Origin of the sequence: Janthinobacterium sp. JC611, from assembly GCF_018682595.1 — a bacterium.
Taxonomy (GTDB): domain Bacteria; phylum Pseudomonadota; class Gammaproteobacteria; order Burkholderiales; family Burkholderiaceae_D; genus Janthinobacterium.
This window is the reverse complement of record NZ_JAFLJN010000015.1, coordinates 143,220-163,049: the sequence shown is the minus strand read 5'-3', so window position 1 is coordinate 163,049 and position 19,830 is coordinate 143,220. Positions and strand designations below refer to the sequence as shown.

Genomic DNA, 19,830 nt, shown 5'->3' with positions numbered 1-19,830 from the left:
AGCGCCTTGCAATCCCTTGATCCAGGGCAATGCAATGCGCTCGCCGCGCGCCTACAATCGCCGGCTTTGCCCTTCGCCCATGCGCCACGCTCCCGAACTCCTCCTGCCCGCCGGCTCCCTGGCCAAGATGCATGCCGCCTTCGACTATGGCGCCGACGCCGTCTACGCGGGCCAGCCACGCTACAGCTTGCGCGTGCGCAATAACGATTTTTCGACCCTGCAAGCCTTGCAGGAAGGAATTGACGGCGCGCATGCGCGCGGCAAGCAATTCTTTGTCGCCAGCAATATCTTCGCCCACAACGCCAAGCTGAAGACGTATCTGCGCGACATGGAACCGGTGATCGCCATGCGTCCCGACGCGCTGATCATGGCCGACCCCGGCCTGATCATGATGGTGCGCGACAAGTGGCCGGAGATTCCCGTGCACCTGTCCGTGCAGGCGAACGCCGTCAACTGGGCGGACGTGAAATTCTGGCACCGCATGGGCTTGACGCGCGTGATCCTGTCGCGCGAACTGTCGCTCGACGAGATCGAGGAAATCCGCCAGCGCTGCCCCGAAATGGAACTCGAGGTGTTCGTCCACGGCGCCCTGTGCATCGCCTATTCGGGCCGCTGCCTGCTGTCCGGCTACTTCAACCACCGCGACCCGAACCAGGGCACGTGCACGAATTCCTGCCGCTGGGATTACAAGGTGAAAAATGCGTCCGAAGACGCCAGCGGCGACCTGGGCGGCATGCAGGTGGTGCCGCTGGCATTCCACCAGGCGCTGGCCGAAGCCGACAACAACGCGTTTTCCGCACTGCACCAGCAGCCGCGCCACCCGCTGGCCGACCAGCCCTATCTGATCGAAGAAGCCCAGCGCCCGGGCCAGCTGATGCCGATACTCGAAGACGAGCACGGCACTTACATCATGAATTCGAAAGACTTGCGCGCCGTCGAGCATATCGAGCGCCTGGTGAAGATCGGCGTCGATTCGCTGAAGGTCGAGGGCCGCACCAAGTCGCTGTACTACGCGGCGCGCACGGCGCAAGTCTACCGCCAGGCCATCGATGACGCCGTCGCGGGCCGCCCCTTCGACATGGGCCTGCTGGGCCAGCTGCAAGGCCTGGCCAACCGCGGCTACACGGACGGTTTTTATCAACGCCACCACACGCAGGCGCACCAGAACTACATGCGCGGCGCGTCCGAGGCGGACCGCAGCCAGTACGTGGGCGACGTGCTGGGCGTGACGGACGGCTGGGCCCGGGTGGACGTGAAAAACCGCTTCGCCGTGGGTGACCGGATGGAGGCCGTGCATCCTGGCGGCAACCGCGACTTCACCATCACCCGCATGCTCGGCGATGACGGCAAGGAGATCCAGGTGGCGCCCGGCAGCGGCCACTTCGTGCACATCGAGCTCGACGCAGCCCTCGACAAGGCCTTGCTGGCGCGCTATTTGTAACCGCCAGTCTGGCGGCGGCAGTGGCAAACCAGTCCACAAGTGTTTGATTTGACAAGTAAAAATCCGCGCATCACCGCCTAAACAATTTGTTTAGGCTTCAACATTGCTATACGATACGGCCACCCTGCGCCCGGGGGGCCTGATCGGCATCCCGGGCGTCCCTGACACGTTCACCGGAATCCCCGATGCCACCTGCCACTCCCGCCCTGATCACCAATGACGCCGTCGTCCTCGGCCTGCTCGCCATGACCCTGGGAGCCGTTTTCTGGACCGCCTCCCGCACCAATGGCTTCTGGAAAAAGTTCTATACGTATATCCCATCCTTGCTGATGTGCTATTTGATACCGGCCTTGCTCAACACCTTCGGCATCATCGATGGCAACGCCTCCGGCCTGTACGCGGTGGCGCGCGACTACCTGCTGCCCAGCGCGCTGGTCCTGCTGTGCGTGGCCATCGACTTCGGCGGCATCCTGCGCCTCGGGCCCAAGGCCATCATCATGTTTCTCACAGGAACGCTCGGCGTCATGCTGGGCGCCCTCGTCTCGTTCGAAGCCCTGCGCCTGCTCCACCCGGAAACGGTGGCGGGCGACACCTGGCGCGGCATGACGACCGTCGCCGGCTCCTGGATAGGCGGCGGCGCCAACCAGGCGGCCATGAAGGAAGTGTTCGAAGTGGACGCCACCCTGTTCGGCCAGTTCGTCGCCGTCGACGTGCTGGTGGCCAACGTGTGGACGGCCGTGCTGCTGTTCCTGGCCGGCCGCGCGGGTGCCTTCGACCGCTGGACGGGCGCCGATTTATCCGCCATCAACGCGCTCAAGGACAGCATCGAAAGTTACCGGGCCCAGCACGCGCGCATCGCCACCCTGACCGACATCATGATCATCCTCGGCGTGGGCCTGGGCGTGACGGGCCTGTCGCATTTCCTGGCCGGCCCCATCATCGGCTGGATCGCCACCCTGCCCGCCGCATGGCGCCTGCAGGACTACAGCCTGACGTCGACCTTCTTCTGGATCGTCGTGCTGGCCACCACCTTCGGCCTGCTGCTCAGTTTTACCAGGGCGCGCAGCCTGGAAGGCGCGGGCGCCTCGACCATCGGCTCGGCCATGCTGTACGTGCTGGTGGCCACCATCGGCATGCACATGGACTTGAAAGCCCTGTTCGACAAGCCGTTTTTGTTCCTGCTGGGCCTGATCTGGATCGCCGTGCATGGCGGCCTGATGCTGCTCGTCGCCAAGCTGATCCGCGCGCCCCTGTTCTTCATGGCCGTGGGCTCGCAAGCGAACATCGGCGGCGCCGCCTCGGCCCCCGTCATCGCCAGCGCCTTCCACCCGTCGCTGGCGCCCGTCGGCGTGCTGCTGGCCGTGCTCGGCTACGCGCTGGGCACCTATGGCGCCTACATCACGGGCTTGATCCTGCGCGGCATGGCGGGGTGATTCAGCCGGCAACGACGACAACGCCAGCCTTCGGGCTGGCGTTGTCGTTTGTGGGCCAGGCCCGTTCCCCCCACATCGGCCACGGCCCCCTACAAAATCACCAGAATGTAGCAGAAAGCCCTCAAAACCAAATTTCCGCACCATTTTTGTGCAAAATCTGCGATGATAGTTGCCCAAATAACCGATTACCTCCATGGAATTCTGATGAAATACGCATCTGCTCACGAGTATGTCCAGCATGTCGCCGCACGCAATCCAGGTCAGCCCGAGTTTCTGCAAGCCGTCACCGAAGTCATGGAGAGCTTGTGGCCGTTCCTGGAACAGCACCCGAAATACGCGGAACAAGGCTTGCTGGAACGCTTGATCGAGCCGGAGCGCGTGGTGATGTTCCGCGTGTCGTGGGTCGATGACCATGGGCAAGTGCAAGTCAATCGCGGCTACCGCATCCAGCACAGCATGGCCATCGGACCGTACAAGGGCGGCATCCGCTTCCACCCTTCCGTCACGCTGTCCGTGCTGAAATTCCTCGCCTTTGAGCAAACATTCAAGAATGCGCTGACCACGTTACCGATGGGCGGCGGCAAGGGCGGCGCCGACTTCGATCCGAAGGGCAAGAGCCCGGGCGAAGTGATGCGTTTCTGCCAGGCTTTCGTCAGTGAACTGTTCCGCCATGTGGGCTCGGACACGGACGTGCCGGCCGGCGACATCGGCGTGGGCGGGCGCGAAGTGGGCTATATGGCCGGCATGATGAAAAAACTCAGCAACCGCGCCGATTGCGTGTTCACGGGCAAGGGCGCCAGCTTCGGCGGCTCGCTGATGCGTCCCGAAGCGACGGGCTACGGCACCGTGTATTTTGCGCAGGAAATGCTGAAGACGCGGGGCCGCTCGTTCGAAGGCATGCGCGTTTCCGTGTCCGGTTCGGGCAACGTGGCGCAGTACGCGGTGGAAAAAGCCATGGCCATGGGCGCGAAAGTCATCACCGTCTCCGATTCCAGCGGCACCGTCATCGATGAAGACGGCTTTACGCCGGACAAGCTGGCCATCCTGATGGAGGTCAAGAACCATCTGTATGGCCGCGTCAGCGACTACGCCGCGCGCACGGGCGTACGCTTCGAAGCGGGCGTGTCGCCATGGCATGTGCCGGTCGACATCGCCCTGCCCTGCGCCACGCAAAACGAGCTGAACATCGACGACGCGCGCACGCTGATTACCAATGGCGTGCAATGCGTGGCCGAAGGCGCCAACATGCCCACCACCATCGAGGCGGCAAAGGCCTTCGAGGCGGCTGGCGTGCTGTATGCGCCGGGCAAGGCCAGCAATGCGGGCGGCGTGGCCACGTCGGGCCTGGAAATGAGCCAGAACGCGGCCCGCATTTCCTGGCCGCGCGAGGAAGTCGACGCGCGTTTGCTGCAGATCATGCAAGGCATCCACGCGGCGTGCAAGCAATACGGCACGCGCGCGGACGGTTCCGTCAGCTATGTGGATGGCGCCAATATCGCCGGTTTCGTCAAAGTGGCCGACGCGATGCTGGCGCAGGGGGTAATTTAGGCGGCCTAATGACACCTGACAAAACCGTAGCGAGCGGAAGAGAGAGGTGGCCGAGAAGCGCAACCGTACTCAAGTACGGTGAGCATCGCAGACCGCCTATATCGACGCGCAGCAGGTTTGGTCAGGTGTCCTACAACATTTCAGGCTTCATCAGACTCTTGCGGCTGATGGTGCGGCCCGACACCATGAACTCGCCGTTGCCACGGTAATGCAGGGTTTCGGGCAGCTTGGGCGAAGTGGCCACGTGGGCTTTCACGCATTCGAAAATAAAGAAGCCGCCCTTCGGATTGCCCGCCACCTGGGCCAGCTTGCATTCGAAGTTGGCGTAGCACTCGGCGATCAGGGGCGCGCCCACCAGTTCGGCCGGCTGCGGCGTCAGGCCGAAGGCCGTGAACTTGTCCGTGTCTGCGCCGCTGCAATTGCCGATGGCCACCACCTGATCGACCATGTCGGCCGTGGGCAGGTTAATCACGCATTCCATGCTGCGCTTGATCATTTCGTGGCTGTGGTTTGCGTCGGAAATGAAGCAGCCCAACAAGGATGGAGTGAATTCCATCAGCATGTGCCAGGCCATGGTCATGACGTCGCTTTCGCCCTTCCACGTCGAGCTGACCAGCACCACCGGCCCCGGTTCGAGGAAGCGCCGGATATCGGCGACGGGATAATCTTCTTTGTGGTAATTTTTCATCTAGTCTCCAGGACTCGGTACGCCATAGCATAGCCCAACGGCGCCTCGCCGGGCGCGCGGCTGGTCGGCGGCGGTGCTCATCCGCGCCGCGATTTGTGCCGTCCGTCGCAAATGTCTCCCCAATGGAGATGTTGCACAATAGAATACACTGATCAACTACTCAAGGAAATCGCCATGCGTCCTCTGTTCCTGTTGTCAGTCCTGTCCCTCGCCTGCCTCTCGCCCCTCGCGCATGCCGACGAGCAAACCCGCACGGTAGCCGCCTTCAACGCCATCGATATCCGCGGCCCCATCAGCATCGAAGTCGAATCGGGCAAGGAGCAAAGCCTGCTGCTGCGCGGCGACCAGAAATTCCTCAGCGGCGTGATCACGGAAGTGGTCGACGGCGAGCTGAAAATCTCCATGAAGGATAAAGACATCAAGAAGACCGAGGGCGACCCGCGCATCATCATCACCATGCCCACCTTGCGCAAGCTGATCGCGGAAGGCGCGGGCGAGAAGATATTGACCAAGCTCAATGGTCCAAGAGTCGACATCAGCTACAAGGGCGCGGGCCGCCTGGCCGCCGATGGCCAGGTCGACTGGCTGCGCCTGAAGGCGCAAGGCGTGGGCGACGTCGATACGAAAGCCTTGCTGGCGAAAAACGTCGACGTCAATTTCGAAGGCATCGGCTCCGTCAAGGTGTATTCCTCGGGCGAGCTGAACGCCGTGGTGCGCGGCATGGGCGAACTGACCTATTACGGCAAGCCGAAGATCGTGCACAAATCGGTCGCCGGCATCGGCAGCGTCAATGCCGCCAAATAAATTGCATAAAACAACAAGGCCATCAGGCCAGGGAGACCGCATGACCGCAACACCCGCAATCCAAGAGAGCGCAGCGCCGCTGGTGCTGCGCGAAGACGAAGGTGGCCTCGTCACCCTGCGCCTGAACCGGCCCCTGCAATTCAATGCCTTGTCGGAAGCCATGCTGGCGGCGCTGCAGGCTGAACTCGACCTCATCGCCGGGCAGCCGCACGTGCGCTGCGTGGTGCTGGCCGCCGAAGGCAAGGCCTTTTGCGCGGGCCACGACTTGCGCCAGATGCAGGCCACGCGCCAGCTTGCGTATTATCAAACCCTGTTCGCGCAATGCTCGCGCGTGATGCAAGCCATCCAGGCCTTGCCCGTGCCCGTGATTGCCCGCGTGCACGGCATCGCCACGGCGGCCGGCTGCCAATTGGTCGCCAGCTGCGACCTGGCCGTGGCGGGCGCCTCCGCCCGTTTTGCCGTCTCCGGCATCAATGTGGGCCTGTTCTGCGCCACGCCATCGGTCGCCCTGTCGCGCAATGTGTCGCCCAAGCGGGCCTTCGACATGCTGGTGACGGGCCGCTTCATCGACGCCGACACGGCCGCCGACTGGGGCCTGATCAATGAAACGGTGGCCGACGCGGCGCTCGACGAGGCCGTGGCGCGCCTGGCCCAGCAGATCATGGCGAAAAGCCCGACGGCCATCCGCTACGGCAAGCACATGTTTTACAAACAGCGCCAGCTGCCGCTGGACGAGGCGTATGCGTATGCGGGCGAGGTGATGGCGCGCAACATGATGGAAGAGGATGCGGACGAGGGCGTTACCGCCTTCCTTGAAAAACGGCCGCCCGGCTGGGCGGCCGTCAAGTAGCTTAGCGCTGTTCTTTCATCTGCTGCTGGACCGAAAGACTCAAGGTGCCCAGGTCTTCCTTGCCCAGCAGCGGCAATTGCGCCAGCAGCTGCATCAGGGCGGAACTGCCCGTCACGTCCAGCTCGGACGACTGCACCAGCACCGTGCCGGCGCCCGTGAAGTCGATCTGCTTTTCCTCGCCCGACAGGGTAAAACCCGTGAGCGCGCCGGCGGCCGAGGCCCAGCCCTGCACGTGGGCGTAATCGTAGTGATAGGACGGGCTGGGGCAGTCGGCCCAGCCCAGCACGGCCTGCTCGTCCACGCGGCACGGCAGCTCGAGGAAATGCACGGGGCCGTTCGACGAGGCGATGACTTTACCGGTGCCTATCATCGTCAGATAACCGGGCAAGGTCGATTCCTGGCAGATCACGTCCTTGGTAAAACCGAGCAGGTTTTTCGCGCGGATGGTCATGTTGGCGTTGTCCAGGTCGTAGCACGCCAGGTCGTTGCCGTTGTCGCCCAAAATCAATTGCCCTTGCCCTTGCGCCACGACAAAGTGGTGCACGTACTTGGGCGCATTGAAGGCGTTGCGCACGATGAGGTCGAGCACGCTGCTGCCCATGGCTTCGAAGCGCAGCTCGCCATAGAAGGCGATCATCTTGCCCTTGCGAATGAAGATCTGTTCCTTGACGTCGATGACATACGAAAAACGGTTCAAGTTATCGTTCTTCGGCAAGGTATCGGGATTGTAAATCGTCATGGCTTACCTTTCGCTCGCTTGGATGTAGACCGTGCCCTGGCCCGTGAATTTCACCTGGTACGATTCGCCGGACGCCTGGCCGACGAAGGTTTTCCAGTTCAAGTCCGTGACGATGGTCGAGCTCAGTTGTCCCGTGTGGCCGATGTACGCTTGCGGGTCGACGAACACGGGCACGTCCGGCGTGACGGGCAAGCCGATGGCATTGCCGTCCGACAAAATCGCCACGTCGCCCGTGCCTTGCAAGGTGGTGGTAAACAAGCCCTGGCCCGAGGCCATGCCGCGCACCACGCCCTGCACGCCGCCCTGGTTGCCGAGGAACATGGTGCCGGCCGTCAGGCGCGCATCGAAGGCAAGCAGGGAATCGCTTTCCACATAAAACGTTTCGCCGCGCACGGGCACGATGCTGACGAACAACCCGCCCTGCGCATAGAACACGCTGCCCGTGCCGCGCGCCGACATCATGGCGTAGCCCTCGTTCGTGACGGCGCGCATGGCCAGGCTTTGCACGCCCTGGCCGGCCAGGAAGGAGCGGCTAAACGCCACGTCGCCCTGGTAGGACACCATGGCACCCTTGCGGGCGAACACTTCCTCATTGCCGAGTTTGACCTCGAGCATCTTTTCATTGATTTGCTGATAGACAGGCATGGCGGGTCCTCGCTGACTTAACGTTCGGCGGGCTGGATGAACACCACGCCCTGGCCTGTGAATTTGTGCTGGTACGATTCGCCCGAGCTCTGGCCGATCATCGTGCGCCAGTTGACGTCGAAAACAAATTCCTGGCGGATGTCGCCCTTGAAGCCGACGAAGGCGTCCGGGTCCACGCGCAGCGGGTGCGCGGGCGTCACTTCCAGCATGATCAGGTTGCCGCGCGAAATGACGGCCAGGTTGCCGTGCCCTTCGACGGTGGTGGAAAACAGGCCCTGGCCCGAGCTGGCGCCGCGCAAGCCCGCAAAGCTGGTGCCCGTCTTCAGGCTGGTGTCGTAGGCCAGCAGGCTGCTGCTTTCGATGGTCAGCTTTTCGCCGGCCAGCGCCATGACGGTGATCTCGGCCGCGTTCTGCGCGAAAAACACGGTACCCGTGCCGGCGGCCTGCATCACCTGCATGCCTTCGTTCGTCACCTTGCGCTTGAGCGCGCCGAACAGGCCCTCGCCGCCGAGCAGGGACTTTTCAAATTTGATGCTGCCTGTGTAGGCGACCATGGCGCCGGCGATCGCCAGCACTTTTTCATCCTGCAGGCGCACTTCCAGCAGGCGGTCGGTATTGGTGCGGAAACTGGTCACGCGCAACTCCCCAAGAATGCCAGGGCACAAAGCCATGGCTATCCGACAAGATACCGTTGGCGTTACCGCTGTGCAAGCGCTATTCCTCCCGGACGGGGCCGTCCATAAAAAAAAAGCGTGCCCGGAGGCACGCCTTGCGTTCGGCGCAATGGCCGTTTAATCAGCCAGCACCGGCTTGGCGTTGCGCGCGTTCTGGAACAACGGCACGGGATCATTGGTATTGACCTCCACCACCGTCACGCCCTGCACCACGCCAGCCACCTGGTAGCCGACGGCGCCCAGGTGGCGCTTGCCTTCGGCCAGGTTGGACCAGCTCAGCGAGACAGAGGCCGTGCCGCCCGTGTAGGCCGTGCCCGGCATCAGCGCCTTGAAGCCGCCATTCGACAGGCCCGGCGCCAGCACCCACGACGACAAGGTGTAGTCGGCCTGGCCGTTTTGCGGCGCAAAACCGATCACGCATACCTTGTAGGTGCCGGCGGCGGGCAGGCGCAGTTCCACTTGCTCATTGGAGCTTTCATTGCCACTGCTGCCGACCAGCACATTGGCGGCGTTGTAGACCTCCATGTCCATGTCGGTATTCGCGCCGCCCGTCGTTTCCGCGTCGTAGGTGGCAAAGCGCGCCGCCAGGGTGCCGGCCGGGACCACCACGTTGTGCACGTTCACGCCCGTGGCGCCGCCGGCCTTGCAGGCGGCCGATGCGGCGGCGCCCGTCGCCGCCTGGCCGATCGTGCGCGTCTCGCGCACGGCTTCGACCAGGCCCGACTTGACGCCCACCAGCGCGCCCGTGAAGCCCGTGCCCAGGGTCAGCACCTTGCTGCCCGTGGCCGCTTCGCTGCTGACCAGCGGAATGGCGGCCAGCGACGTGCCGCGCGCCGTCAGCGGGCTGCGCACCGTGTGCGTGCCATCCGTCCAGCTCAGGGCGCCATAGGTCCAGGTATTGGCCGGCGCCGTGGTGCGCGTCAGCTTGACCTGGTACTGGCCCTTGGCGCCCGGCGCCAGGCTCAGGCTGCTTGGCGTCACCGCCACCGTGTAGCCGGGCAGGCTGGCCGAGACGTTGTAGACGGCGCTGCCGGCGCCCACGTTGGTCACCGTGCGCGTCAGGGTTTGCGTGCCCAGCACGTTGGCCGCCGTCAGCGACGCCAGGTTCAGGTTATAGGCCGCGATGGTGCCGATGGCCTGGCAGGTGGCGGCGCTGTAGACCTTCAGGTTCAGGCCGCACAGGAAGCGCGCATAGTCGATTTCCGACATGTCGTACACGAGGCCGGGATCGGCCGCGCCGTTCGGTGCGATGTGGCCGGCGCCCTGGCCCCACGGCAGCTGGCCCGAGTTCTTCGCCGTGGCATCCCACGACACGGACCCGTTCAAGCCATCCGAATACGTGCTGAAGGCCGTCGTCATCAGCGCCGACTTGATGGCCGCGGGCGACCAGTCCGGATGCTGCTGCTTGAGCAGCGCCGCCACGCCGGCCACGTGCGGGCTGGCCATCGACGTGCCGGAATAGAAATCCCACTCGACCGCCGGCGCCGCGCCGCCGGCCGCCACCGCGTCGCGCTGCGCCTGCGTCAGGTCGGCCGTCACGCCAGCGAGGATGTTCGTGCCCGGCGCCGACAGGTCGGGTTTCAGGATGTTCGCGTTGGCCACGTTCGGGCCGCGCGAGGAACGGTCGCTGACGATGGGTGCCTGCACCGTCGTGTCGGCGATGGTGTGGATTTCGCCCAATGCCGCCGTGCCATCGGGCGTCGCCGCCATGAAGGCCTTCAGGGCGTCGCCCTGCGCCTGCGCCAGGTGCACCGTCGACAGCGCGTGCGCCTGGTTGATGATGGTGTTGGCGCCGCCGGCCACGTTGGCGATGACCACGCCCGCCGCGCCCGCCGTCCTGGCATTCGCGCTCTTGTTGACCAGCACGTTGCCGCCACGGTCGCACACCAGCACCTTGCCCGCCACTTTCGCCGGGTCCAGATACGCCGAGGTGGCATCGGCCGCGCCGAAGCAGCGCAGCAGGTTGGCATCCGTCGGCGGCACGCCGGCCAGGCCCGCGTCGCGCGCGCGGATCAGCGGCAGGGCCGGCGTATTCGCATTGCTCGATGCGCCTTCGAGCTTGCTGCCGTTGCTGAGGATGACGTTGCCCGCATACAGGCGGTTGTGGGTGGAATTGGCCACCGTCGCCAGCCAGGGGCTGATGTGCGAGACGGGCGCAGGCACGTCGGGCGCCGGCGTGGCCGGGCCGGAATTGCCGCCCGAGGTGGCGACGAAGACGCCGGCCGCCGCCGCGCCGAGGAAGGCCACTTCCGTCGGCTCGTCGAAGGCGCCGCCGCCCGCGTTCGGGCCGATGGAAAAGTTGATGACGTTCACGCCATCCTTGACCGCCTGGTCGATGGCGGCCACGCTGTCGGCCGTGGCGCAGCCGTTGCGGCCCGTCGAGGCGGCCGTCCAGCAGACTTTATAGGCGGCGATGCGGGCGCGCGGCGCCATGCCCGAGGCCTTGCCCAGCGACACGCCGCCCGAGGTGGCGATGGCGCCATTGTTGCCGCCGGCCGTGGAGGCCGTGTGCGTGCCGTGGCCGCCGTGCCCCGTCAGGCCGGCGACGGAATCGCGTGGCGACAAAAATTCCGTCCAGTGCAGCGCCGACGTAGCGGCGCGGTAGTAGCGCGCACCGATCAGCTTATTGTTGCAATTCTCGGCGGAAAATCCCTCGCCCGTCTGGCAAGTGCCGTGCCAGCTGGCCGGCGGCGCGCCGTACACGACGTTGCTGCCGCCGTGGCTGGGCACGCCGTTCTCGTCGAGGCGGTCGGCAAAGGCCGTGTTCTCGGGCCAGATGCCGCTGTCGACGATGCCGATGATGATGTCTTCGCCCGCGTGCGCCTTGCCGCCCAGCTGCTCCCAGATGCCGCCCGGCTTGTCCAGGCCCAGGAAGCTGGGCGTGTAGCTGGTGTCGAGCTGCAGGATGGAGTCGGCGCTGATGCTGGCCACGCCGCTGTTCTTCTTCAGGGCCCGCACTTCATCGTCCGTCAGCAAGGCGGAAAAGCCGTTGAAGACGACGCTGTACTGGTGCGTGATTTCAGCCGCGCTGACGGTGCCGGCCACGGCAGCCTGCTTGCTGTCGAGGTAGTTCAAATAGGCTTGCACGTCGGCCGCGCCCACGTTGATGCGCGCGCCCGGGGCTGGCTTGGTGGCGGCCAGGCCGTCGACCTGGCCCGTGTAGGTGGCGGCCGGCTTGTCAACCAGTTGCACGATGTAGGAACGGCGTTCCTGCGCCTGCGCCGCTTGCGCCAGGCTGGCGGCCAGCAGGAGGATGCCGAGCGAAACGGGACGTAATCTCATCTCACGCTCCTTGCACGGTGAATGCTGCGAACTTGCCGCTGCGGCGGCGCGACAGCATGCCGAGGGCGCCCAGGCCGGCCAGCATCAGCATGTAGGTCGACGGTTCCGGCACGGCGCTGATGTTGAGATTGTCGAGCGCGAACTGGCCCTGGTTGAAGGCGGGGAAATCGAGGGAATTGCTGCACGCGCCAGTGTCATTGAAAATGCAGGCGTTGAAGGTCAGGCCCGTGAAGGCGTAATTGCTGAAGCCGCTCAACAGCGATGCGCTCTGGAAATGGTAATTGCCATCGCTGCCCTGGCCGGGAAACGCCAGCGAGGTGCTGATCACCTGGCCGTTGCTGAGGGTGCCGCTCAGCTGCAGTTCGCCCCACTGCAGATTGGGCAAGCCGGAGACGGGGGCGATGAAGGAATAGTCGAAACCGGCCAGGCTGAACGCCTGGCGGTCGGCACGGGAAAAGTTCACGCCGCCATCGTTGAGGATGGCCAGGTAGTTGCCGGTGGCGCCCTGCGGGCAGGCGGCGATATCGCACGACGAGCCCACGCGGCCGTCGAGGATGGCGCCCACGCCGCTGACGCCGCCGCCGGCCGCCGTCGTCGGGTCGGCCAGGAACAGCAGGTTGTAGCTCGATGTATTGAGCGTCTGGCCGCTGGCATACACGTCGGGGCGCAAGTTGTCGAAGCTCAGGACACCAGCCATGGCCGGCGCCGTAGCCAGCACGGACAAGGTGGCCAGCGCGGCCAGGATGGTGGCGCGACCGCGGGTAGCGGGCGGATGAGCGGTGGCGGGCGATACCCGCGCATGTGATAAACGATTCATTCTATTCCCTTGAGTGTTGTGGATAGAGAGGTCGGCAGGTCTGACGCCCGCTTTCAGCTTTTTCACAAAAGTGTCAACAAATATAGCAAATCGCATAAAACAAATATCATATTTTTAATATCATTTATTTATTTTTTATCTAACTCCGCGAAACTTTGTTTTGTTTTATCTATGAAAGTTTGAGGAACCTCAACGTTACATTGGGACAACAATGCATCGCACGGCAGGCGTGCGCGCCAGCGGGACGGCGCGACTTCAGATATGCTCGAAAACCGCGCCTGCCACATCGTCACCACGCGTCACATCGCGGTACACCTGTTCCATCCTGGAACACTGCCTGCCACCCGCCGCCCCGCCATCACGTCTCCCTTGCGCCCTGCACCGATGGCATGAAGCTTGCACAACAAGAAGATCGACCGTGCTCAGGGAGCAGCATCATGGAACACCATCAACTGGCCGGCAGCGGCCGCTCAGGCACGCGGCCTGCCTGGCGCGCCCGGCGCATCGTCGCGTGCTGCGCGCTGGCGCCGGCGTTTTTCCTGCTGGCCGCCAGGCTGGATCTGGCCGAGCGGCTGGCGCACGCACTGTGGCGCCAGGAACACTGGCAACTCGATGAACTGGTCCTGAGCCTGCTGCTGCTGGTCTTGGCGCTGGCCGGCTTTGCCGTGCGGCGCGGACGCCAGGTGGCGCTGCTGCTGGCGCAAAACCGCGCCCTCACGCAGCGCCTGCTGCGCGCGCAGGAAGAAGAGCGCTGCGCGCTGGCGCGCGAGCTGCACGATGAAGTGGGACAAGACTGCACGGCCATCCGCGCCGCCGCCAGTTACATCCTGCGCGCGCGCGACGGCGACCAGGCGAATGTGCAGGCATGCGCCGCCAGCATCGCCCGCTCCTCGGAAGCGCTGCATGCGATGGTGCGCAGCATGCTGCGCCGGCTGCGTCCGCCCGTGCTCGACAGCCTGGGATTGGCGCCGGCCCTGCAGGCGCTGTGCGACAGCTGGTCCCAGCAGCACGGCATCGCCTGCCATTTCGCGCCGCAGGCCATTCCCGCCGAGCTCGACGACGGCACGGCCATCGCCATCTACCGCCTGGTGCAGGAAGGCTTGACGAACGTGGCGCGCCACGCGGGCGCCGACCGGGCCACGGTGGAATTGCGCGCCGATGCGCACGGCTTGCTGCACCTGGCCATCGAAGACAATGGCCGCGGTTTGCGCCAGGACATGGCGCAGGACTGCGGCTTCGGCATGCTGGGCATGCGCGAGCGCGTGGCCGGCTTGCGCGGCCATATCCGCTGGATCAGCGCGCTGGGCAACGGCTTGCGCATCGAAGTGGCCCTGGCGGCACGGTGCGCGGCATGAGCGCCATGCGTGGCAATATGCGGCCGATCCGCGTGATGCTGGTGGACGACCACCCGGTGGTGCGCACGGGCTACCGGCGCCTGCTGGAACAGGGCGGCGACATCGCCGTCGTGGCCGAGGCAGGCAATGGCGAAACGGCATATGGCTTGTACCTGGCGCAAACGCCCGACGTGTGCGTGACGGATTTGTCCATGCCCGGCATCGGCGGGCTGGAATTGCTGCGCAAGCTGCTCGCGCGCGACGCGGGCGCCCGCGTGCTGGTGTTTTCCATGCACGACACGCCGCAGCTGATCGCCCGCGCGTTTGATGGCGGCGCCTGCGGCTTCGTCAGCAAGCAGGCCGACCCGGAACACCTGGTCGACGCCGTGCGCGCCGCCCACGCGGGCCGGCGCTACCTGGACCCGCACAGCGCGCCCGGCGTGCTGCAGGGCACGGCCCGCATGGAAGCGGAGCGTTTGAGCAGCCTGAGCCAGCGCGAATTCGAAATCTTCCGCCTGCTGGCCGAAGGCCGCAGCGCCGCCGACTGCGCCCGCCTGCTGCACCTGAGCAGCAAGACGGTGGCCAACCACCAGACGTGCATCCGTGAAAAGCTCGACGTGCCCGGCCCCGCCGCGTTGGTGCACCTGGCCCTGCGCAACGGGGTCATCGAGCACGTCCAGCCTTAAAACGCGTAGCGCACGCCCACGTTCACGCTGCGCGGCGCGCCGGCAGCATAGAAGGTAGCATTGACCATCGGATAGGCGCCATGCACGGCGGGCAATGGCCGGGCGGCGAAATTGCCGTTGGCGTCGAACCCCGTCGCGCCCAGCTGGGCCGCCGTCGCATATTTTCGGTCGAACAGGTTATTCACCTGAGCAAATATGCTCAGGCGTGGCGTCAGCTGGTACTTGCCGTTCAATTCCACCACGGCGTAGCCGCCGCTCTTGCCCGCGCCCAGGAACGACGCCCCGCCCGCCTGGTGCTGGTTGTTTTCATTGCCGCGCGCATAGGAACTCGACACGGCCGTCATGGCCAGGCCCACCGTCCAGTCGCGTCCGCCCTCGTAATCCACGTGCGCCTTGAAGATATGGCTCGGCGTCAGGGGAATGCGCTTGCCGGGCGTGATGACGATATTGCCTTCCAGACCAGGTGCTTGCGCGTCGCTGCTGCTGTTGGCGCTGCCGTTGACGAGCTCCCGGCTTTGGTACGTCGCCTGCAGCCACGTGTAATTGACGCCGAAGTCCAGCGCGCCCGCCTTGCCGTCGGCCGCCAGTTCCACGCCCTGGTGGCGCGTCTTGCCGAAATTTTTAAAATAGCCAAACCCCGCCTGATTGTCGGCGACGAACAGGATATCGTCGTGGTTTTCCGCGCGGAACACGCCCGCGCTCCAGCGGGCCACCACGCCCCACTGGCCGCGCACGCCCGCTTCCCACGTCTTCGTCACCACCTGTTTTAACGGCGGATCGCCGGCCATGGCGTTGGGCAGGCGGCACGGGTTGTCCGGGTCGGCGCAGCCGAGCTCGATGGCCGTCGGCGTGCGGCTGCCCTCGTTGTAACCGAGGTAGGCGCCGATACCGGCCACCGGCGCATACGCCAGGCCGATGGCGGGATTGAAGCGGCTGAAACGGTGGTCGCCATCGAGCGAACCGCTGCCGCCGCCGGGCGTGATGGCGTCGCGGTTGCGCACCGTGCTGCGGTTGTAGCGGCCGGAAACGGTAAGCGTCAATGCTTGATTCAACGCCATGCTGTCGCTCGCATACACGCTCCAGGTGCGCATGCGCCCGCTCAAGTCGACGCGGTTGTCCACGGGCGTGCCGTCGTCGTCGATCTGCGTGCCGTCGGCAAAGAACTCGACGGGCGTGATGCTGCGGTCCGGATTCAGGTAGCCGAACTGGCTGGTCTGGCGGAAGGTGGCGTGGCTCGCGTCGAAGGCCACGCCGGCCGTCACGGCGTGGCGCATGCCGGCCACGTCGGCCAGCGCGGTGAACTGGCCGGAGAATCCATAGTTTTCCTGCGTGGTATGGCTACGGTTGAGCATGCCGTTGCATTTTTCGGCCGGCTCATCGTTCAACAGCACGTTGGCGATGCAGCGCCACTTCGGGAACGGCGTATTGCTTGCATTCGCCCCGCTGGCGGGAAAGCCCGTGTAGCCGGCCGCCGCCAGCGCCGCGCGTTCGGCCGCGCCGGGCTGGTAGACGGACTGGTCGAGCGACTCGTCGTTCAGGTCGCCGTTGAACGTGCGCGTATCGATCTTGCGGTAGTACACATTGCCGGACAGCAGCAAGCCGGCGCCGGCCTGGTGCTTGCCCGTCAGATTCAGCAGGGTCGACTTGTTTTGCGTCAAATCGGGCTTGGTGTAGACGCTGCGGTAATCGCGCGCCAGCAGGCGCTGTTCCTGCAAGCCGTTGCCCGTCAGCGCATTGTCCGCGTGGGCCACGGTGACGGCGATATCGGTGCGCGCATCGCTCCAGCCCAGCTTGCCAAACACCTGGCGCACGTCGGACGGCGAATCGTCGCGCCAGCCATCCTCCTTGAAACGGTTGCCCGTCACATACCAGTGCCAGCCTTGCGCATTGCTGCCGCCATGCTCGACCTCGACGCCGCGCCGCTTGTCGGCGCCCAGGCGCGCCTCGATGGCGGTGCCAGGGCTGCCGCGCCCATCCTTGGTGCGCAGGGCCAGCGCGCCGCCCAGGGTATTGAGGCCGAACAGGGGATTCGAGCCGGGCATCAGGGTCAGCGATTCGATGGCCATGCGCGGGATCAAGTCCCAGCTGACGACGTCGCCAAACGGCTGGTTCAGGCGCATGCCGTCCAGATACACGGACAGGCCTTGCGGCGTGCCCAGCAGTGGTGACGCCGTGTAGCCGCGGTAGCTGACGTCGGGCTGGAACGGATTGTTCTGCACCTCGTTCACATAGACGCTGCCCAGGTTGCGGCGCAGGAAGGCGGAAATGTCGAGCGCCTGACTGCCGGCGATCTGTTGCGCGCTGGCCGTCTGCACGGGCGCGGCGATGGCATCGCGCGGCTGCGCCACGCTGGGCAAGGGCATGCTGCCGGAGACAATAACGGTGGGCAAGTCACCGGAGATGGCCAGGTTGGCGGCCGGTTCGGCGGCGTGCGCCTGGCACAGCGCCATGGCGGCGGCGGCCAATACAGTCAGTTTCATGCGGGTCCCCAGTGTTATCGTGGTTTTTATGTCTGTCCAGTATCGGACAGCCACTGGGCGATGGGCTAGGGAAAAACTCCCGCCGTGCAGGCCGACTTATCGTTGCAGGGGCAAATAACTCTGCTTGAGCTGGCGCAAGACGAAACTCGATTTGCTGTGGCGGATGCCGGGAATTTTATATAAACGCTCGCGCAGCAGGCGTTCGTAGTCGCGCGTGTCGCTCACGGCGATGCGCAGGTAGTAATCGTAGTCGCCGGAGACGAGAAACGCTTCCAGCACTTCCGGGATCATGGCCAGCGCGTGGCCGAATTCGAACAGGGCCTGGTCGGAATGGTCGTCCAGCGTGACTTGCACGATGACGGTGTCGGCCAGCCCCACCTTGGCCGCGTTGACGTTCACCGTGTAGCCTTCGATGACGCCATCGTCTTCCATGCGCTTGATGCGCGCCCAGCACGGCGACGAGGTCAGGCCCACCTTGGCGCTCAGCTCGTGCAGGCTGATGCGGGCATCCTGCTGCAGGGCCGTCAGGATGGCGAGGTCGAATTTGTCCAGCTTCATTCTGTCATATCCTTATATCACGGCAAATTTTGCTGAATATCGTATTCTATACGAGAAAACCAGCAGCCTTTTCTGCCGGGGCAAGCAGAAAATAGACGCATGAAACCCGATCCCGCCCCCCTCCTCGCTCCCGCCCACGATCCTGCGCCGCGCAACGGCGCCAGCGTCCTGATCGACACCCTGCTGGCCCTGGGCGTCGACACCGTCTTCGGCTACCCGGGCGGCGCCGTGCTGCCCCTGTACGACGCGCTGCACGCCCAGCCCCGCTTGCGCCACGTGCTGGTGCGCCACGAACAGGCGGCCGTGCACGCGGCCGAAGGCTATGCGCGCAGCACGGGCCGGCCCGGCGTCGTCTTCGTCACGTCCGGTCCCGGCATGAGCAATACCACCACGGGCTTGCTCGACGCCCTGTGCGATTCGATTCCCGTCATCTGCATCAGCGGCCAGGTGGCCAGCACCAGCATCGGCAGCAACGCCTTCCAGGAATGCGACGCGCTGGGCATCTCGCGCCCCGTCACCAAGTGGAACCGGCAAATCCGCGCGGCCGACGAGACGGCGGCCGTCGTGCGCGAGGCATTTATCCAGGCCACGCAGGGACGGCCCGGCCCCGTGCTGGTCGACTTTCCCAAGGATATGCAGCTGGCGACCGTGGAAGGATCGGCGGTGCTTGCCCCCTGCATGCCGGCGGTGCTCCCTCTGCCGGCGGCAGCCGACCTGGAACATGCCGCCAGCCTGATCGCCTCCGCGCGCAAGCCCGTGTTCTATGGCGGCGGGGGTCTCGTCAATTCCGGCCTCGATGCCTGCGCCGCTTTCGGCCAGCTGGTGAAACTGGCGGCCGCGCCGTGCACCCTGACCTTGTTGGGCCTGGGCGCCTTTCCCGCCTCGCACCCGGCCTTCCTCGGCATGCTGGGCATGCATGGGACGCTGGAAGCGAACCTGGCCATGCACCATGCGGATCTGATCGTCTGCGTCGGCGCCCGCTTCGACGACCGGGTCACGGGCCGCCTGGACGCCTTCTGCCCCGGCGCGAAAATCATCCACGTCGATATCGACCCGGCGTCGATCGGCAAGGTGGTGCGCGCCGACGTGGCCCTGCGCGGCGATTGCGCGCCCGTGCTGGCGGCCTTGCTGGCGCAGCTGCGCGGACGCTTGCTGGCGGACCGCCAGCCGTGGTGGCGGCGCATCGACGGCTGGCGCGCGCAGGATTCGCTGGCGTTCGACGACACGCCGGACGTGATCGCGCCGCAGGCGCTGATGCGGCGACTGCAGGCGGCCTTGGGCGGCATCGACGCCATCGTCTCCACCGACGTGGGCCAGCACCAGATGTGGGCGGCGCAGCATTTGCGCGTCGAGCAGCCGCGCCGCTGGCTGACCTCGGGCGGCGCCGGCACCATGGGCTATGGCTTGCCGGCGGCCATCGGCGCGCAAATCGCCCATCCCGAAAAATGCGTCGTGTGCGTCAGCGGCGACGCGTCGATTCTGATGAATATCCAGGAACTGGCCACGGCCGTGCAGCACCGCCTGCCCGTCAAGGTGGTGTTGTCGAACAATGGCTACATGGGCATGGTGCGCCAGTGGCAGGAACTGATACACGGCGGGCGCTACAGCCACAGCTACACGGAAGCGCTGCCCGATTTCGTCGCCCTGGCGCGGGCGTTCGGCTGGCAGGCGCACACGGTGAGCCGGCGCGACGAGCTCGACGCGGCGCTGGCGGCCTGCCTGGCCTCCGACGGCCCGTATTTTCTCGACGTGCGCGTGCATGGCGCGGAAAACTGCTTCCCCATGCTGGCGCCCGGCGCGGGACACCATGAAATCACGTTGGCGAAAGGCCTCGTCTATGCCGAGTAAGCC

16 protein-coding genes are annotated in these 19,830 nt (G+C 65.3%); 8 read left to right on the top strand and 8 right to left on the bottom strand.

Going from position 1 to position 19,830, the window contains the following annotated elements; translation table 11 throughout:
• Positions 1-79 precede the first annotated feature (79 nt).
• The 3 genes from trhP to gdhA all read left to right on the top strand — a co-directional run bounded on the left by trhP (position 80) and on the right by gdhA (position 4,422).
• Positions 80-1,441: a prephenate-dependent tRNA uridine(34) hydroxylase TrhP gene (trhP, locus tag J0O65_RS11700; RefSeq protein WP_215406904.1), complete on the top strand. Its 1,362-nt coding sequence runs from the start codon at positions 80-82 to the stop codon at positions 1,439-1,441.
• Positions 1,442-1,626: 185 nt separating this feature from the next.
• Entirely contained in the window at positions 1,627-2,874 is a 1,248-nt protein-coding gene (locus tag J0O65_RS11695) for a DUF819 family protein (protein WP_215406902.1), read from the top strand.
• Between the two features lie 204 nt (positions 2,875-3,078).
• Entirely contained in the window at positions 3,079-4,422 is a 1,344-nt protein-coding gene (gdhA, locus tag J0O65_RS11690; protein ID WP_215406900.1) for an NADP-specific glutamate dehydrogenase, read from the top strand.
• A gap of 130 nt (positions 4,423-4,552) precedes the next feature.
• Here the strand turns inward: gdhA and J0O65_RS11685 are convergent, their stop codons facing one another.
• On the bottom strand, positions 4,553-5,110 hold the full coding sequence (locus J0O65_RS11685) for a flavin reductase family protein (protein WP_215406899.1): 558 nt from the start codon (positions 5,108-5,110) through the stop codon (positions 4,553-4,555).
• A gap of 174 nt (positions 5,111-5,284) precedes the next feature.
• On the opposite strand from J0O65_RS11685, the gene J0O65_RS11680 reads away from it, so the two are divergent.
• A complete protein-coding gene (locus J0O65_RS11680; RefSeq protein WP_215406897.1) occupies positions 5,285-5,914 on the top strand; it encodes a head GIN domain-containing protein in 630 nt (209 codons plus the stop codon).
• 40 nt (positions 5,915-5,954) lie between these two features.
• The gene (locus J0O65_RS11675; protein WP_215406895.1) at positions 5,955-6,764 is read left to right on the top strand and encodes an enoyl-CoA hydratase; all 810 of its coding nucleotides are present in this window, start codon (positions 5,955-5,957) and stop codon (positions 6,762-6,764) included.
• A gap of 1 nt (position 6,765) precedes the next feature.
• Here J0O65_RS11675 and J0O65_RS11670 read toward each other — a convergent pair whose 3' ends face one another.
• The 5 genes from J0O65_RS11670 to J0O65_RS11650 form a co-directional block, all read right to left on the bottom strand.
• On the bottom strand, positions 6,766-7,503 hold the full coding sequence (locus tag J0O65_RS11670; protein ID WP_215406893.1) for an AIM24 family protein: 738 nt from the start codon (positions 7,501-7,503) through the stop codon (positions 6,766-6,768).
• 3 nt (positions 7,504-7,506) lie between these two features.
• Positions 7,507-8,148, bottom strand: coding sequence for an AIM24 family protein (locus J0O65_RS11665; protein WP_215406891.1), 642 nt, complete (start codon positions 8,146-8,148; stop codon positions 7,507-7,509).
• Positions 8,149-8,165: 17 nt separating this feature from the next.
• Positions 8,166-8,819, bottom strand: a complete 654-nt coding sequence (locus J0O65_RS11660) for an AIM24 family protein (protein ID WP_251373676.1) — start codon at positions 8,817-8,819, stop codon at positions 8,166-8,168.
• Between the two features lie 120 nt (positions 8,820-8,939).
• A complete protein-coding gene (locus J0O65_RS28110) occupies positions 8,940-12,104 on the bottom strand; it encodes a S8 family serine peptidase (RefSeq protein ID WP_215406890.1) in 3,165 nt (1,054 codons plus the stop codon).
• Between the two features lies 1 nt (position 12,105).
• Entirely contained in the window at positions 12,106-12,921 is an 816-nt protein-coding gene (locus J0O65_RS11650) for an NF038120 family PEP-CTERM protein (protein WP_215406889.1), read from the bottom strand.
• A 437-nt stretch (positions 12,922-13,358) separates the two neighbouring features.
• On the opposite strand from J0O65_RS11650, the gene J0O65_RS11645 reads away from it, so the two are divergent.
• Complete coding sequence (locus J0O65_RS11645; RefSeq protein WP_215406888.1) at positions 13,359-14,276, top strand: histidine kinase; 918 nt, start codon at positions 13,359-13,361, stop codon at positions 14,274-14,276.
• Positions 14,273-14,941: a response regulator gene (locus tag J0O65_RS11640; protein ID WP_251373675.1), complete on the top strand. Its 669-nt coding sequence runs from the start codon at positions 14,273-14,275 to the stop codon at positions 14,939-14,941. Before J0O65_RS11645 ends, J0O65_RS11640 begins: the two co-directional genes overlap by 4 nt.
• Here the strand turns inward: J0O65_RS11640 and J0O65_RS11635 are convergent.
• Positions 14,938-17,421, bottom strand: coding sequence for a TonB-dependent receptor (locus tag J0O65_RS11635; RefSeq protein ID WP_215406887.1), 2,484 nt, complete (start codon positions 17,419-17,421; stop codon positions 14,938-14,940). The two genes, J0O65_RS11640 and J0O65_RS11635, sit on opposite strands and share 4 nt — an antisense overlap.
• 96 nt (positions 17,422-17,517) lie before the next feature.
• Positions 17,518-17,979 (bottom strand): Lrp/AsnC family transcriptional regulator, encoded by a 462-nt coding sequence (locus J0O65_RS11630; protein ID WP_034784295.1) that lies wholly within the window; start codon positions 17,977-17,979, stop codon positions 17,518-17,520.
• Positions 17,980-18,078: 99 nt separating this feature from the next.
• Here J0O65_RS11630 and ilvB point away from each other — a divergent pair, with 99 nt between their 5' ends.
• On the top strand, positions 18,079-19,827 hold the full coding sequence (gene ilvB / locus J0O65_RS11625) for a biosynthetic-type acetolactate synthase large subunit (protein WP_215406886.1): 1,749 nt from the start codon (positions 18,079-18,081) through the stop codon (positions 19,825-19,827).
• The last annotated feature ends 3 nt before the right edge of the window (positions 19,828-19,830 follow it).

Excerpts from the sequence above, each read along its gene's own strand:
- trhP (WP_215406904.1), top strand. The coding sequence starts at position 80 with ATGCGCCACGCTCCCGAACTCCTCCTGCCCGCCGGCTCCCTGGCCAAG.
- J0O65_RS11695 (WP_215406902.1), top strand. The coding sequence starts at position 1,627 with ATGCCACCTGCCACTCCCGCCCTGATCACCAATGACGCCGTCGTCCTC.
- gdhA (WP_215406900.1), top strand. The coding sequence starts at position 3,079 with ATGAAATACGCATCTGCTCACGAGTATGTCCAGCATGTCGCCGCACGC.
- J0O65_RS11685 (WP_215406899.1), bottom strand. The coding sequence starts at position 5,110 with ATGAAAAATTACCACAAAGAAGATTATCCCGTCGCCGATATCCGGCGC.
- J0O65_RS11680 (WP_215406897.1), top strand. The coding sequence starts at position 5,285 with ATGCGTCCTCTGTTCCTGTTGTCAGTCCTGTCCCTCGCCTGCCTCTCG.
- J0O65_RS11675 (WP_215406895.1), top strand. The coding sequence starts at position 5,955 with ATGACCGCAACACCCGCAATCCAAGAGAGCGCAGCGCCGCTGGTGCTG.
- J0O65_RS11670 (WP_215406893.1), bottom strand. The coding sequence starts at position 7,503 with ATGACGATTTACAATCCCGATACCTTGCCGAAGAACGATAACTTGAAC.
- J0O65_RS11665 (WP_215406891.1), bottom strand. The coding sequence starts at position 8,148 with ATGCCTGTCTATCAGCAAATCAATGAAAAGATGCTCGAGGTCAAACTC.
- J0O65_RS11660 (WP_251373676.1), bottom strand. The coding sequence starts at position 8,819 with ATGGCTTTGTGCCCTGGCATTCTTGGGGAGTTGCGCGTGACCAGTTTC.
- J0O65_RS28110 (WP_215406890.1), bottom strand. The coding sequence starts at position 12,104 with ATGAGATTACGTCCCGTTTCGCTCGGCATCCTCCTGCTGGCCGCCAGC.
- J0O65_RS11650 (WP_215406889.1), bottom strand. The coding sequence starts at position 12,921 with ATGAATCGTTTATCACATGCGCGGGTATCGCCCGCCACCGCTCATCCG.
- J0O65_RS11645 (WP_215406888.1), top strand. The coding sequence starts at position 13,359 with ATGGAACACCATCAACTGGCCGGCAGCGGCCGCTCAGGCACGCGGCCT.
- J0O65_RS11640 (WP_251373675.1), top strand. The coding sequence starts at position 14,273 with ATGAGCGCCATGCGTGGCAATATGCGGCCGATCCGCGTGATGCTGGTG.
- J0O65_RS11635 (WP_215406887.1), bottom strand. The coding sequence starts at position 17,421 with ATGAAACTGACTGTATTGGCCGCCGCCGCCATGGCGCTGTGCCAGGCG.
- J0O65_RS11630 (WP_034784295.1), bottom strand. The coding sequence starts at position 17,979 with ATGAAGCTGGACAAATTCGACCTCGCCATCCTGACGGCCCTGCAGCAG.
- ilvB (WP_215406886.1), top strand. The coding sequence starts at position 18,079 with ATGAAACCCGATCCCGCCCCCCTCCTCGCTCCCGCCCACGATCCTGCG.